Source organism: Actinocorallia aurantiaca (genome assembly GCF_039533685.1).
Classification (GTDB): domain Bacteria; phylum Actinomycetota; class Actinomycetes; order Streptosporangiales; family Streptosporangiaceae; genus Actinocorallia; species Actinocorallia aurantiaca.
The window spans coordinates 182,534-196,655 of the sequence record NZ_BAAATZ010000025.1 but is presented as its reverse complement, the minus strand read 5'-3'; the positions used below and the strand labels follow the sequence as shown (position 1 = coordinate 196,655).

Genomic DNA, 14,122 nt, shown 5'->3' with positions numbered 1-14,122 from the left:
ATCCGTTCTCCCCGCCCCCTGCGAGTTCCCCGTGGCGCTCAATCTCGACCGGCATGTGGTCACCGCCGTACTCGTGGCCCATGACGGGGCCCGGTGGCTGCCGGAGACCCTGAAGGCCCTGCTCACCCAGACCCGCCGGATCCAGCGCCTCGTCGTCGTGGACACCGGCAGCACCGACAAGGGCCCCGCCGTCATCGGCGGCGTCGTCGGCCCCGGCAACCTGCTCACCCTGGAACGGGACGTCCCGTTCGCGGAGGCCGTCGCCCGCGCGCTGGAGCAGCCCGCCGCGAACATCCCGATCACCCCGCTCGACCCGGCGGATCCCGACGCCCCCGAGACCGTCGAGTGGATCTGGATCCTGCACGACGACTCCGCGCCCGCCCCCCGCGCCCTGGAGAACCTTCTCGCCGAGGCCGACACCGACCCGCGCATCGGGCTCCTCGGCCCCAAGCTGCGCGACTGGGAGGACCGCCGGAGGCTGCTGGAGGTCGGCGTCACCCTGGACGGCCAGGGCAGGCGCGAGACCGGCGTGGACCGCGACGAGTTCGACCAGGGCCAGCACGACGGCGTCCCCGACGTGCTGGGCGTCAGCACCGCCGGGATGCTGATCCGCCGCGACGTCTGGAACCGGACCGGCGGCCTCGACCCGCGGTTCGGCCTGTTCCGCGACGACGTCGACCTCGGGTGGCGGGTGCACGCCTCGGGCCACCGGGTGGTGGCCACCAGCGACGCCGTGGTCTTCCACGCCGAGGCCTCCGCGCGCGGCCTGCGCGAGCAGCCCGTCTCGCACCGCAGGCTGGACCGCCGCAACGCGATGTACGTGCTGCTGGCCAACCAGCCGCTGCGCCCGGCCCTGGTGACCCTCGCCCGGCTGCTGTTCGGCTCCCTGGTCCGGGTGGTCGGGCTGCTGATCGCCAAGAAGCCGCTGGCGCTGCGCGACGAGCTCAACGCGGTCAAGGACGTGCTCCTGCACCCGGGCACGCTGAGATCCCTGCGCGCGGCGCGGGCGCAGAACAGGGCGAAGGTCTACCGCTCGGTCCGCCAGTTCCAGCCCCGCCTGGTCACCCTGCGCAAGCTGGCCGACCGCCTCGCGTCGATGATCGCGCCCAACGAGTACGGACTCGACCTGGGGGCGGAGGACGACGAGCCGCCGCCGGACCGGGGACTGAGCCTGGGCCTGGGCGTCGTCCGCCGGGTCCTGGCGCACCCCAGCGCGGTCGTCCTGCTGGTGCTGTCGGCGGTGGCGTTCCTGGCCGAGAGGTCGCTGCTGGCGGCCGGCGGGCGGCTGGGAGGAGGGGCGCTCGTCCCGGTCACGCAGAGCGCGGGCGAGCTGTGGGCCTCCTACACGTCCGGCTGGCACCCGTCGGGGCTCGGCTCGGCCGACGCCTCCCCGCCGTGGACGGCGGTCCTGTCCGGCCTGTCGGTGTTCACGCTCGGGCGGCCCTCCCTGGTGGTGACCGGCCTGCTGCTGGGCTGCGTGCCGCTGTCGGGGCTCACCGCCTACCTGGTCGCCAAGCGGCTGGTGCCGGTGGGGCTTCCGGTCGGGCGCCGCGCGGCGAGGCTCATCGGCCGCCGCCGGGTCCCGGCGAGCGCGATCCGCGCCTGGACCGCGGTCGCCTACGCGCTGCTGCCCGTGGTCAGCGGGGCGATCGCGTCCGGCCGGTTCGGCACCTGCGCGGTGTACGTGCTGCTGCCGCTGATCGGCCTGGCGGGCGCCCGGGTGCTGCGGCTGCCGGAGGGCCGGGTGGACGCCCGGCACGCCAGGCGCGCGGCCTGGGCGCTGGCGGCGCTGCTGACGGTCGCGATGGCGTTCGTGCCGCTGACCTGGCTGATGCTGGCGGTCCTCGGCTGCCTGGCGCTGTGGTGGCCGGGCACGGCCCGGATCTCCGACGTGGCGATCGCGCTGGCGGTCCCGCCGCTGCTGTTGCTCCCGACGACGATCGGCCTGGTGCTGCACCCGTCCCGGCTCCTGCTGGAGGCCGGGCTGCACCGGCCGGAACTGGTGGACCGCGACCTGTCCGCGCTGTCCGTCCTCACCCTCGACCCCGGCGGCCCCGGCACCGATCTGGGCTGGGCGACCGCGGGGCTGCTGGCGCTGGCCGTCGCCGCGCTGCCGCTGCGCTCCCGCCGCACCGCGGTGCTGGGCGGGTGGGCCCTCATCCTCCTGGGCTTCCTCACCGCGGTCGCCGTCTCGGCGATCACCGTCACCGAGGCGGCGGGGGAGGGCGCTCCCGCCTGGCCGGGCGTCCCGCTGGCGGTCGCGGCCGGCGGGCTCATCCTCACCGCGGGCGCGGCGCTGCAGCGGGCCGTCGAACTCTGGTCGGGCCGGGACTGGATGTACCGCGTCGGCGGCGTCTGCTCGGTGCTGATCGCGGTGAGCACGCCCGCGCTGGCGGGAGTGGTCTGGATCGGCTCCGGGGTGCGCGGCCCGGTCGGCGAGGTGGAGGGCGGCCCGCTGCCGGCGTTCGTCTCCGCCTCCGCCTCCGTCGACGGGAGCCGGGCCCGCACGCTCGTCCTGGGCCTGCGGGAGGACGGCGGGGTCGCCTACGCGCTGCTGCGCGGCGCCTCCCCCCGGGCGGGCGAGGAGGAGCTGCGGCCCTCCGACGCGGCTCGCGAACGCCTCGACGGGCTGGTCGCCCGGCTGGCGGCGGGGCAGGGCGCGGACGGGCTGGGGCGCATGGGCGTGCACCACCTGGTGGTCCGCGTGCCGGAGCGCCAGGCGTCCCTGCTGGCCGTGCTCGACGCCGTCCCCGAACTGGTGCGGCTGAGCCGGGGCGCGGACTTCGCGGTGTGGCGGCTGGCGGAGCCCGGCGGCCGGCTGATGCTGGCGGACGGCGCGGAGATCACCCCGCTGGAGTCCGGCGAGGTCTCCGCGAGGGTGCGGATCCCGGCGGGCGAGGAGGGCCGGGAACTCCTGCTGGCCGAGCCCGCGGGCGGCTGGACGGCCAGGTTCGACGGGGTCGCCGCCGAGGCGGAGACCGCGGACGGCTGGGCCGCCTCCTGGAAGGTCCCGGCGGGCGGAGGCACCTTCACGCTGGAGCGGGAGGACCGCGTCTGGCCCAAGTGGGTCATCGTCCAGGGCGTGGCGTTCCTGCTCGTGGTGGTGCTGGCGCTGCCCGGCGGCGAGCTGCCCGCCAGGCGCCCGGACCGGCCCCGGCGCGGGCCCGGGCGGCGCCGGGCGACGGAACCGCCGCCCGAGACGCCCGCTGAGACGACCGAACCCGCGGAGCTTCCGGCATGAACGACGACCAGCGCGACATCGAGTTCGGCAGGCCGGCGCGGCCGCCCCGGCGGCGGCGCGCCGAGCCCCCCGAGGAGCCCTTGACCGGCCCCTACGCGGCCCTGGAGCAGTCCGACGAGACGGGCGCGTGGGCGCGGGTGTTCCCCGCCCCGCCGCAGGCGAACGAGTCCTTCACCTCTTTCGGCGAGCCTTCCCCCGAGCCCTTGGAGACGCTCGTCGACGGGTCCTCCACGGGCCCCTTTTCGGAAGCGCCGGAAGCGCCGGAGGCCCCGGAGGCTCTGGAGGCCCCGGAGGCTCTGGGAGCGGAGCGGCGGGAAGAGGCCGCGCAGCGCGCGCACGGGCGCCGCTCCCGCAGGGCCCGCGAGCGGACGGAACCGGCGCTGGGCGGGGCGCTGCAGTCCTTCGGGAGGTTCGCCTCCCACCGGTACGGGACGGCCGCGTTGATCCTGCTGGCGGCGGCCGCCCTCTACGGAGTGGCCGAGATCTCCCGGCCCGGCCCCGCGCCCGCGCACCTGGGCGAGGTCGTCCCCGTGGAGGAGGCGCTGGTCGTCTGCCCCGACGCCGCCAAGGCGAAGCTGGTCGTGGCCTCCTCCGGCGAGGGAGCCGGAGAGGCCGTCCTGCGCGACCCGGTGGGCAAGGCCATGACGACCCTCGACGATCCCGGCACGGTCTGGTCCTCCACCCCGGCCCAGACGGCCAAGCGCAAGGGCCCCCTCGTCGTCGACGCGACGGGCGCGCACGCCGCCGGGCTCTCGGCCGTCCAGACGACCAGGGAGAAGCGCTCCCTGACCGGGGCGGGCTGCTCCGCGCCGGGCACCGACCACTGGTTCGTCACGCCGGGCCCCGGCGAGGGCACCGTCGACCTGTACCTGGCCAACGCCGACGAGGAGCCCGCGACGGTGGACGTCCACGCGATCTCCGACGAGGGGTCGCTGGCCACCACGGACGGGAAGTCCCTGGAGGTGCCCGGCCAGGCGAGCCGGGTGGTGAAGATCGGGCGCAGCCGCGACGGGCTGGGCTCCATCGCCTCGACGACCGGGGCGATCGCGCTCCGCGTGACGGCCTCCGGGGGCCGGGTGGCGGCCGCGGTGCGGACGGGCCTGGGCTCCCGGGGCGCGGACTGGGTGCCCGCGACCGCGGGGCCGTCGCGCGAGGTCGTCCTGCCGGGCGTGCCCTCGGGCAGCGGCCGGCGCACCCTCTACGTGGGCGTCCCGGGGGAGGTCGACGCCGAGGTCCGGATCAAGGTGATCACCGAGGACGGGGTCTTCGCGCCCGAGGGCCAGGACACGCTGGACGTCCCCGCCGGCACCGTCGTCTCGCTGGACCTGGAGACGTCGCTGGGCGGCCGGGCCGCCGCGGTCGTGCTGGCCTCCGGGCAGGAGCTCGTCGCGGGCCTCCAGGCGGGCGGGGACGACGTCAGCTTCGCCGCCGCGACGCGGCCGCTGGGGTCGGGCACCACCGTGGCGGACGCCAGGAAGGGCTCCACGCTGCTGCTGACGGCCCCGGAGACCGCCGCGCGGGTTCGGGTCACCCCCCTGGGCGCGACGGGCGCTGAGGCGCCTCAGGAGGTCCGCCTTGAGGCGGGCCGGACGGTCGAGGTGCCGGTGGCCGCGGAGGCCGTGCGGATCGAGCCGCTGCCGGGCTCGGGACCGGTGCACGGGGCGAGGTTCCTCACCGTGAGGTCCGGCGGGTTCCGGACGGCCACCCTGCTGGCGCTGGGCCCCGCCCCCGGAAGCATCCGGCTCCCGGCCGTCGGCGGATCCCTGACCGCGGTGGTCTCCGATCCGGGCTCCCCGGACTCCGCGCCCCGCGAGCGCCCTTAGGGCTCCACGTCCTCGGGCGGCATCCCGAGGAGGGTCGAGACCTCCTCGACGACCAGGTCGTGGATCAGCCTGGTCAGCTCGCGCTCGCCCTGGCCGGAGGAGCCGGCCCGGCTCTCCACCGGGCGGCGGAAGATCACGACCCGCGAGGTGCCGCCGATCTCGCGGGTGGCGCTCAGCGGGACCCTGGTCTCGTCGGGGTCGGGCGACGGGACGTCCTCGACCGCGAACTCCACGCCCGCCAGGCGCTCTGTCCAAGGGGCGACGACCCGCTGGACCTCCTCGCGCACCAGGTCGTCGAACTTCTCCGAGCGGGTGAGCGAGATGGGCACCTCGGGCGGGGCCAGCGGGCCGCGCAGCCCCCGGCCGTGCCGGTCGCGACGCTTGGCTCTGCTCACCCGACGAGTGTACGCGCCCGCGCCCGGGAGGACGGGCCCTGGAAGACGAGCGAAGACCGACAGAACCTCGTACGCGCCCGCGCCCGGGAGGACGGGGGTCCTTTGGCGCGGTGGTGCGCATCGGGACCGCGCCCGCGCCCGCGCCCGGGGCGGGGCCGGAGAGCGGTGCGGGAGGGCCCCCGGACCAATTCCAGATCCCGGACGAAAGGCCGCCCGAATCATGCCCCTTAGGTAGGAAACGCGAGACACGATCACTCGGATACTGGCGGCGCGGCCCGGAAAGGCGTACGTTCAGCCATCGTGAGCTCCGTTCGACTCTGTTCCCGCACCGCGTGCAAGGCGCCCGCGGTGTTCACGCTCACGTACGTCTATCGCGACTCCACCGCGGTCCTGGGTCCGCTGGCCGCGTACGTGGAGCCGCACTGCTACGACCTCTGCGCCGACCACGCCGACCGCCTCACCGCCCCGATGGGATGGGAGCTGCTGCGCCTGCCCGCCGAGGAGGGCGCGGAGCAGCCCAGCACCGACGACCTGGAGGCCCTCGCCGACGCCGTGCGCGAGGCCGCGAGACCCGCCGGACCGTCGGTCGAGCCCGTGGGCCAGGGCACCGAGGTGGGCCGCCGCGGCCACCTGCGGGTGCTGCGGTCGGACCAGCCGCGCCAGTAGGGGCCGCCCCCCGACGACCCCCCGGGCACCCCCGGCACCCCCCGGCGACCTGAGCATGGCCCGGCGGCCCCCCGGCGGTAGGCTCGAAGTTCAACCGAGCCGAGCTGGAGAGGGACTACCGAGTGGGCGATCTCGCCAAGATCTTCAAGGCCTATGACGTCCGGGGCGTCGTCCCCGACGAGTTCGACGAGGAGATCGCGGAGGCCACCGGAGCCGCCTTCGTCCGGGTCACCGGCGCGGCCCGCGTCGTCACCGCGCACGACATGCGCGCCTCCTCCGCTCCGCTGGCCGCCGCCTTCGCCAGGGGCGCCGCCTCCCAGGGCGCCGACGTGCTGGAGGCGGGACTCGGCTCCACCGACCTGCTGTACTACGCCAGCGGCAGCCTGGACCTGCCCGGCGTCATGTTCACCGCCAGCCACAACCCGGCCCGCTACAACGGCATGAAGATGTGCCGCGAGGGCGCCCGACCGATCAGCCAGGACACCGGCCTGCGCGAGATCCGCGACCTCGTGGCCGAGGGCGTGCCCGCCCACGACGGCCCCGCGGGGACGGTCGAGAGGCGGGACCTGCTCCAGGGCTACGCCGACCACCTGAAGACCCTCGTGAACCTGGAGGGCCTCCGGCCACTCAAAGTGGTCGTGGACGCGGGCAACGGCATGGGAGGGCACACGGTCCCGGCGGTCTTCGCCGGGCTGCCGCTGGAGGTCGTCCCGCTCTACTTCGAGCTGGACGGCACCTTCCCCAACCACGAGGCCAACCCGATCGAGCCGGAGAACCTCCGGGACCTCCAGGCTGCGGTGCTGGAGCACGGCGCCGACCTCGGCCTGGCCTTCGACGGCGACGCCGACCGCTGCTTCGCCGTCGACGAGGCGGGCCGGATCGTCTCCCCGTCCGCGATCACCGCGCTGGTGGCCGAGCGGGAGCTGGCCAAGCACCCCGGCGCGAACGTCGTGCACAACCTGATCACCTCCCGGGCGGTGCCGGAGATCATCCGCGAGAACGGCGGCGTGCCGGTCCGCACCCGGGTCGGGCACTCGTTCATCAAGAAGACGATGGCCGACACCGGGGCCGTCTTCGGCGGCGAGCACTCGGCGCACTTCTACTTCCGCGACTTCTGGTTCGCCGACTCGGGCATGCTCGCCGCGCTGCACGTCCTGGCCGCGCTCGGCGAGCAGGACGGCCCCCTGTCGGCGCTGCTGAAGTCCTACGACAGGTACACCGCCTCGGGGGAGATCAACAGCGAGGTCGCCGACCAGGCCGCCGCGGTGGCCCGGGTCGCGGAGGCCTTCGCCGGACGCCCCGGGGTCGAGGTCGACGAGCTCGACGGCACCACGTTCACCGGCGACGGCTGGTGGTTCAACCTGCGCGCGTCCAACACCGAACCGCTGCTCCGCCTCAACGCCGAGGCCGGGGACGAGCACACGATGGCGGCGATCAGGGACGAGGTCCTGTCGATCGTCCGCCGCGAGGAGGAAAAGTGAAGATCGACGCCTGGCTGCTGGACATCCTCGCCTGCCCGAACTGCCGGGGGCCGCTGCGCCCCGACGAGGAGGACCTCGCCTGTGCCGGGGAGTGCGGGAAGATCTACCCGGTGACGGCCGAGGGCGTCCCGGTCCTGCTCGTCGACGAGGCGAGGGCCCCCAAGGCATGATCCCGGCGGGTTCGCTGGAGGACGCCGAGGCGCTGGAGGCCGGGGATCCGGGCGGGATGCTGAGGCTGGTCGCCTCGGGCGCCGCCCACGTGCGCCGGTCCGCCGGGGAGGCGGAGGAGGCCGGTCTGGCCGAGGCGCTGCGCGGCGCGGGCCGGCCCAGGTCGGTGGTGGTGGCCGGGCCGGGCAGCGCCGGCGAGGTGGTGGCCGCGGTGTGCGGTCCGGGCTGCCCGGTGCCGGTGCTGACCGTCGCCGGAGGGCGGCTGCCGGGCTGGGTGGGCGTCGCGGACCTGGTGTTCGCGCTCGGCGACGAGGCGTTCGGCCTGGCCGAGGAGGCCGTCCGGCGGGGCGCCTCGGTGGTGGGCGTGGGCCCGGCCGAGGCCAGGCTGGCCCAGCTGGCCGTGCAGAGCAGGTCGCTGTACCTGCCGGTGCCGCCGGGCGGTCCGGTCCGCGCGCTGCTGTGGGCGCAGGTCGTGCCGATGCTGCTGGTGCTGCGCGGGCTGCGGCTGGTCTCGCTGCCCGACGAGGCGCTGGAGTCCACGGCGCTGCTGATGGAGGACCTCATCCACCGCTGCCGCCCGTCGGGGGAGCCGTTCCTCAATCCCGGCAAGCAGCCGGCCCTGGAGCTGGCGGGCGCCCTGCCGATGCCGTGGGGGGACACCCCGCTGGAGCTGGCCGCGGCCCGCCGGTTCGCCGCCCAGCTGGGGGACAACGCCAAGGTCCCCAGCGCCGGTCCGCAGCTCGGCGCGCTGGACCGGGCCGTGCGGGCCGATCCGGACGACTTCTTCCGCGATCGGGGGGACGACGAGGAGCCGGGAGTGCACCTGGTGGTCTTCGCCGAGGAGCGCCCCTCGCCGGTCGCCGAGGTGGCCAGGGCACGGGGGATCCCGGTGACGCAGATCAAGGCGGAAGGCGGACATTCGCTGGAGCGCGTCGCCTCACTGATCGTGGTATGCGACTATGTCTCCGTTTATCTGGCACTGGCTCTGGGCGTGGACCCGACCCCGGTGCCTGCCCGTGCAGAGCTCACAGCAAGGATCCTTTAGATGTCAGCAGACGGCGGTACCAAGGCGATCGTCGCCGCTTTGGGCGCCAACCTCGGGATCGCGGTCTCGAAGTTCGTCGCATTCGTGTTCACCGGCTCCTCCTCGATGCTGGCCGAGTCCATTCACTCGATCGCCGACTCGGGCAACCAGGCCCTGCTCCTGCTGGGCAAGAAGCGCTCGCAACGGGGACGCACCGCCGAGCATCCGTTCGGGTTCGGGCGCGAGCGGTACTTCTACGCCTTCATCGTCGCCCTGGTGCTGTTCACCGTGGGCGCGGTGTTCTCGCTCTACGAGGGAATCCACAAGATCCAGCACGCGCTCGCCCACCCCGAGGAGAAGCTCGACTCACCCGCCTGGGCGTTCGGGGTGCTGAGCATGGCGATCGTCCTGGAGTGCTTCTCCTTCCGGACCGCGATCGTGGAGTCCAACCGCGTCCGGGGCGAGCAGACTTGGACGCAGTTCATCCGCAAGTCCAAGTCCCCCGAACTGCCCGTGGTGCTGCTGGAGGACCTCGGCGCGCTGGTCGGCCTGATCCTGGCGCTGGCCGGCGTCACCCTGGCCGTGGTCACCGAGGACGTCGTCTGGGACGGCATCGGCACCGTGTGCATCGGCGTGCTGCTCGCCCTGATCGCGGTCGTCCTGGCCTTCGAGACCAAGAGCCTGCTGCTCGGCGAAGGCGCCGGACCCGAGGTCGAGAAGGGCATGATCGAGGCGCTGGAGTCGGTGCCCGAGGTGGACCGGGTGATCCACCTGCGCACCCAGTACATCGGCCCGGAGGAGCTGCTGGTCGCCGCCAAGATCGCGGTGGACCACGACGACACCGCCGCGGAGATCGCCAAGGGCATCGACGCCGCCGAGGCGAAGATCCGCGGGATGCTGCCGGTGGCCACGCTGATCTACCTGGAGCCCGACCTGTACCGGGAGCCGGCGCCCGTGGCGGAACCCGCGTCCGCGGCCGCCGAGGACGCCGCGGTCAAGGACTGACACCGGCCCGCGGACGCGAAGAAGCCCCCCGTACCCCGGATCCCCTCATCCGTTCGTACGGGGGGCTTCTTCAAAGGAGACCCCCATCTCCGGCTCTGCCGCGACGGCGACGGGTCCGGTTGCGACCTCGTCGTCCTCGCTACCCCTGTAACGATACGGAACGCGGATCCATTCCCGCTTCCCTCGCAGGGACCGAACCCGTCTCATCCTCTGGACGGACCCCGCCTTCCGGTATCGCACCCTGAGATGAGGGAATTCTCCGGAACTGCGGCGAGGATGGAGCGATGAGCGGCGAGAAGACCCTGGGAAGCGGAGCGGCGGAACACGTGTGGCGGCTCTCCGGCCGGGTCGTGGCCGGGGTGGGCCAGCTGCTGCTGTGGGTGCTGGCCGGGCTCGGCCGGCTGCTGAAGCCCGCCCAGGACAAGATCATGGCCCGGCTGTACGGGGCGCAGGGACGCCCGGACCCTCAGGCGCACGGCCGGTACGGGCCGTACGGCACGATGATCGCGCCGAGCCCCGCGGAGAGCGGCCCGGTGCCCCGGTCGCTGGCGCTGTGGCGCCGGTTCACCGCGTCCTGGGTGTACGCGCCGGTGACCGGCCTGCTGCTGGCGCTGGCCGCCCTGTACGAGGTGGGCGAGGCGAACCAGGACCTGTTCAGCGTGCCCGCCGGGTTCGCGCTGGCCGCGACCGTGCCGATGGTGTGGCGCAAGGAGGTGCTGCGGCCCGTCGCGGCGATCGTGCTGAGCGCCACGGCCGCCGCGCTGCTGTCGGGCCAGGCGCTGCTGATCACCACCCTGCTGTCGGCGCTGTGGGTGCTCTATCTGCTGGCCCAGCAGCTGCCCCGGGCCTCGGCGGGCCTCCTGGCGTGCAGCACCCTCGCGGTGATCGGGGTCGTCTACCTGGCGGCGTCGGGCCTGGACGAGGTGCCGTGGCCCGCGGTGGTCGTCGCGGTGGTCGGCGCGATCGGCCTGGGCGACTCCCGCCGGACGGTCGCCGTCACCGAGGCCGAGGCGCGGGAGCAGAACACCGAGAACCTCGTCCGGCTGGACGCCGCCCAGCGGGAGCAGGCGGTCATGCGGGAGCGGGCCAGGATCGCCCGGGAACTGCACGACGTCGTCGCCCACTCCGTCTCGATGATCGCGGTCCAGGCCGAGACCGCCCCGTACACGATGAGCACCCTGTCGGACGAGGCCAAGCGGGGCTACGCGGAGATCGCGCACACCGCCCGCGACGCCCTGGTCGAGATGCGCCGCCTCCTGGGCGTGCTGCGCTCGGACGCCGCCACCGAGCGCGAGGTGACCCCGCAGCCGCGCCTGGACCGGCTGAACGAGCTGATCGACCAGCACCGCGGCGCGGGCGGCGCGGCGGGCCTGTCGGTCAGGGGGGAGGAGCACCCGCTCTCGGCGACCCTGGAGCTGTCGGCCTACCGGATCGTCCAGGAGGCCCTGACGAACGTGCGCCGCCACGCGCCCGGCGCCCCCGTCCAGGTGGAACTCGTCTACCAGCCCGACCGGCTGCGGGTCCGTGTCCACAACCAGCCCCCCGACCTGGCCCGCACCCGCGTCGACGGCTTCCCCGCCCCGGCGTCCGGGGGGCACGGCCTGATCGGCATGCAGGAGCGCGCGGCGATGCTGGGCGGGCGCTTCCAGGCCGGGCCCGCCCCGGACGGCGGCTTCGACGTGGAGGCCGAACTTCCCTTCGGCTCCTGAATCTCGCCCTCCGGTCGGCGAACCTGAGAGAATCGGCGGACCTTCGAGGACGGAGCACCATGATCCGGGTGATCATCGCGGATGACCAGACGATCGTGCGGGCGGGGTTCGCGGCGCTGCTGGGAGCGCAGGAGGACATCACCGTAGTCGGGCAGGCCGGGGACGGCACCGAGGCGGTGCACCTGGCGCAGCGGCACCGGCCGGACGTCGTCGTCATGGACATCCGGATGCCGCGGATGGACGGGATCGAGGCGACCCGCCGCATCCTGGCCCAGCCGGGGGCCGAGGGGCTGCGGGTGCTGATCCTCACCACCTTCGACGCGGACGAGCTGGTCTACGACGCGCTGTCCGCGGGGGCGTCCGGGTTCCTGCTGAAGGACGCCACCGCCGAGGAGCTGGTGTCGGCCGTGCGGATCGTGGCGCGCGGGGACGCGCTGCTGGCCCCGCAGGTGACGGGGCGGCTGGTGCGGGAGTTCGCGCGCCAGCGGCGGACGCGGGTGCGCCCGCCCGCGGCGCTGGCCACGCTGACCGCGCGGGAGCGGGAGGTGCTCGTCCTCATCTCGGGCGGGCTGTCCAACGCCGAGATCGCGGCGCGGCTCTTCGTCAGCGAGCACACGGTGAAGACGCACGTGGCGCGGGTCTTCACCAAGCTGGGGCTGCGGGACCGCGCCCAGGCCGTGGTGCTGGCGTACGAGTCGGGCCTGGTGGTGCCGGGCGCGGCGGGGTCAGCGGCGGAGGAGGCGTAGCGCCTTCTGCTTCTCGAAGTCCAGGGCGCGGGACGGCTGCGGGGTGAGCCTGCCGACGCGCTCGCCGAGTTCCTGGACGCGGGCGCGGGTCCCCGGCTCGGCCAGGACGCGCAGCGCGAAGGCCAGCTCGGACGGGCCGATGTCGTAGCGCTGCTCCAGGGCCAGGGCCAGGGCGACCGCGCGCAGCTCCGGCTCGCCGTACCGGCGGTGGGCCCCGCCGGAGCGCGGAGGCAGGAGGCCCAGCCGCTCGCGGTACCGCAGCATCCTCGGGGAGGTGCCGAGCCGCTGCGCCGCCTCGGTGATCCGCATCCGGGCCTCCTCCTTCTGGAATCTGACAATTCTATGTCAGATTCAGCCCCCTGAGTGTGCCCCGGCCCGTGTCCTGCGCCTAGACTTCCCACCGAGCCACTCAGAGGAGACACCCAAGATGGACTTTAAGGTCGCAGACCTTTCGCTGGCCGCCTTCGGCCGCAAGGAGATCCAGCTCGCCGAGCACGAGATGCCCGGACTGATGTCGGTGCGCGAGGAGTACGCCGCGGCCCAGCCGCTGCGCGGCGCCAAGATCATGGGCTCGCTGCACATGACCATCCAGACCGCGGTGCTGATCGAGACGCTGGTCGCCCTCGGCGCGGACGTCCGCTGGGTGAGCTGCAACATCTTCTCCACCCAGGACCACGCCGCCGCCGCGGTCGTCGTCGGCCCCGAGGGCACCGCGGAGGACCCCAAGGGCGTCCCGGTCTTCGCCTGGAAGGGCGAGACCCTCGAAGAGTACTGGTGGTGCACCGACCAGGCCCTGCGCTGGCCCGACGGCACCCCGCCCAACATGATCCTGGACGACGGCGGCGACGCCACCCTGCTCGTCCACAAGGGCGCCGAGTACGAGAAGGCCGGAGCCGTCCCCTCCGCGACCGAGGCGGACCCGGACGAGTGGCACATCATCATCGACACCCTCAAGCGGACCATCGCCGAGACCCCCGGCCGCTGGACCGAGACCGCCGCGGCGATCAAGGGCGTCACCGAGGAGACCACCACCGGCGTGCACCGCCTCTACGAGATGCACAAGGCCGGCACGCTCGCCTTCCCGGCGATCAACGTCAACGACTCGGTCACCAAGTCGAAGTTCGACAACAAGTACGGCTGCCGCCACTCGGTCATCGACGGCCTCAACCGCGCCACCGACGTGCTGATCGGCGGCAAGGTCGCCCTCGTCGCCGGCTACGGCGACGTCGGCAAGGGCTGCGCCGACGCGCTGCGCGGCCAGGGCGCCCGCGTCATCGTCACCGAGGTCGACCCCATCTGCGCGCTGCAGGCCGCGATGGACGGCTTCCAGGTCGCCACCCTGGACGACGTCGTCGGAAGCGTCGACATCTTCGTCACCACCACCGGCAACTTCAACATCATCACCGCCGAGCACATGGCGAAGATGAAGCACCAGGCGATCGTGTCCAACATCGGGCACTTCGACAACGAGATCGACATGGCCGGCCTGGCCAGGATCCCCGGCATCGTCAAGGACGAGGTCAAGCCGCAGGTCGCGACCTGGACCTTCCCCGACGGCCACAACATCATCGTGCTGGCCGAGGGCCGGCTGATGAACCTGGGCTGCGCCACCGGCCACCCCTCGTTCGTCATGTCGAACTCCTTCACCAACCAGGTGATCGCGCAGATCGAGCTGTTCACCAAGACCGAGGAGTACCCGGTCGGCGTCTACGTGCTGCCCAAGCACCTGGACGAGAAGGTCGCGCGCCTGCACCTCGACGCGCTGGGCGTCAAGCTCACCACCCTCACCAAGGAGCAGGCCGAGTACATCGGCGTGAACGTGGAGGGCCCCTACAAGCCGGACCACTACCGGTACTGAGTTCTC

General features: G+C 73.9%; 12 protein-coding genes. 10 read left to right on the top strand and 2 right to left on the bottom strand.

Annotated features, from left to right (window positions below):
• The first annotated feature begins 31 nt into the window (after positions 1-31).
• Both ABD327_RS26960 and ABD327_RS26955 read left to right on the top strand, forming a co-directional pair.
• Entirely contained in the window at positions 32-3,241 is a 3,210-nt protein-coding gene (locus ABD327_RS26960; RefSeq protein WP_344454101.1) for a glycosyltransferase, read from the top strand.
• Complete coding sequence (locus tag ABD327_RS26955) at positions 3,238-5,064, top strand: DUF5719 family protein (RefSeq protein ID WP_344454099.1); 1,827 nt, start codon at positions 3,238-3,240, stop codon at positions 5,062-5,064. Before ABD327_RS26960 ends, ABD327_RS26955 begins: the two co-directional genes overlap by 4 nt.
• Here ABD327_RS26955 and ABD327_RS26950 read toward each other — a convergent pair.
• Positions 5,061-5,459: a metallopeptidase family protein gene (locus ABD327_RS26950; protein ID WP_344454097.1), complete on the bottom strand. Its 399-nt coding sequence runs from the start codon at positions 5,457-5,459 to the stop codon at positions 5,061-5,063. The two genes, ABD327_RS26955 and ABD327_RS26950, sit on opposite strands and share 4 nt — an antisense overlap.
• Before the next feature lie 300 nt (positions 5,460-5,759).
• Between ABD327_RS26950 and ABD327_RS26945 the strand changes: the two genes are divergently transcribed.
• The 7 genes from ABD327_RS26945 (at position 5,760) to ABD327_RS26915 (ending at position 12,258) form a co-directional block, all read left to right on the top strand.
• Complete coding sequence (locus ABD327_RS26945; RefSeq protein ID WP_344454095.1) at positions 5,760-6,125, top strand: DUF3499 domain-containing protein; 366 nt, start codon at positions 5,760-5,762, stop codon at positions 6,123-6,125.
• Between the two features lie 122 nt (positions 6,126-6,247).
• Positions 6,248-7,606, top strand: coding sequence for a phosphomannomutase/phosphoglucomutase (locus ABD327_RS26940; RefSeq protein WP_344454093.1), 1,359 nt, complete (start codon positions 6,248-6,250; stop codon positions 7,604-7,606).
• A complete protein-coding gene (locus tag ABD327_RS26935; RefSeq protein ID WP_344454091.1) occupies positions 7,603-7,776 on the top strand; it encodes a Trm112 family protein in 174 nt (57 codons plus the stop codon). Before ABD327_RS26940 ends, ABD327_RS26935 begins: the two co-directional genes overlap by 4 nt.
• Positions 7,773-8,819, top strand: a complete 1,047-nt coding sequence (locus tag ABD327_RS26930) for an SIS domain-containing protein (protein ID WP_344454089.1) — start codon at positions 7,773-7,775, stop codon at positions 8,817-8,819. Before ABD327_RS26935 ends, ABD327_RS26930 begins: the two co-directional genes overlap by 4 nt.
• Positions 8,820-9,803 (top strand): cation diffusion facilitator family transporter, encoded by a 984-nt coding sequence (locus tag ABD327_RS26925; protein WP_344454087.1) that lies wholly within the window; start codon positions 8,820-8,822, stop codon positions 9,801-9,803.
• A gap of 284 nt (positions 9,804-10,087) precedes the next feature.
• A complete protein-coding gene (locus ABD327_RS26920; RefSeq protein WP_344454084.1) occupies positions 10,088-11,512 on the top strand; it encodes a sensor histidine kinase in 1,425 nt (474 codons plus the stop codon).
• A gap of 59 nt (positions 11,513-11,571) precedes the next feature.
• Entirely contained in the window at positions 11,572-12,258 is a 687-nt protein-coding gene (locus ABD327_RS26915; protein WP_344454082.1) for a response regulator, read from the top strand.
• Here ABD327_RS26915 and ABD327_RS26910 read toward each other — a convergent pair.
• Positions 12,238-12,567 carry a MerR family DNA-binding transcriptional regulator gene (locus ABD327_RS26910; RefSeq protein WP_344454080.1) on the bottom strand — a complete coding sequence of 110 codons (330 nt, stop codon included), beginning with the start codon at positions 12,565-12,567 and terminating at the stop codon, positions 12,238-12,240. The genes ABD327_RS26915 and ABD327_RS26910 overlap by 21 nt on opposite strands.
• Before the next feature lie 118 nt (positions 12,568-12,685).
• On the opposite strand from ABD327_RS26910, the gene ahcY reads away from it, so the two are divergent.
• Entirely contained in the window at positions 12,686-14,116 is a 1,431-nt protein-coding gene (ahcY, locus tag ABD327_RS26905; RefSeq protein ID WP_344454078.1) for an adenosylhomocysteinase, read from the top strand.
• Positions 14,117-14,122: the final 6 nt, after the last annotated feature.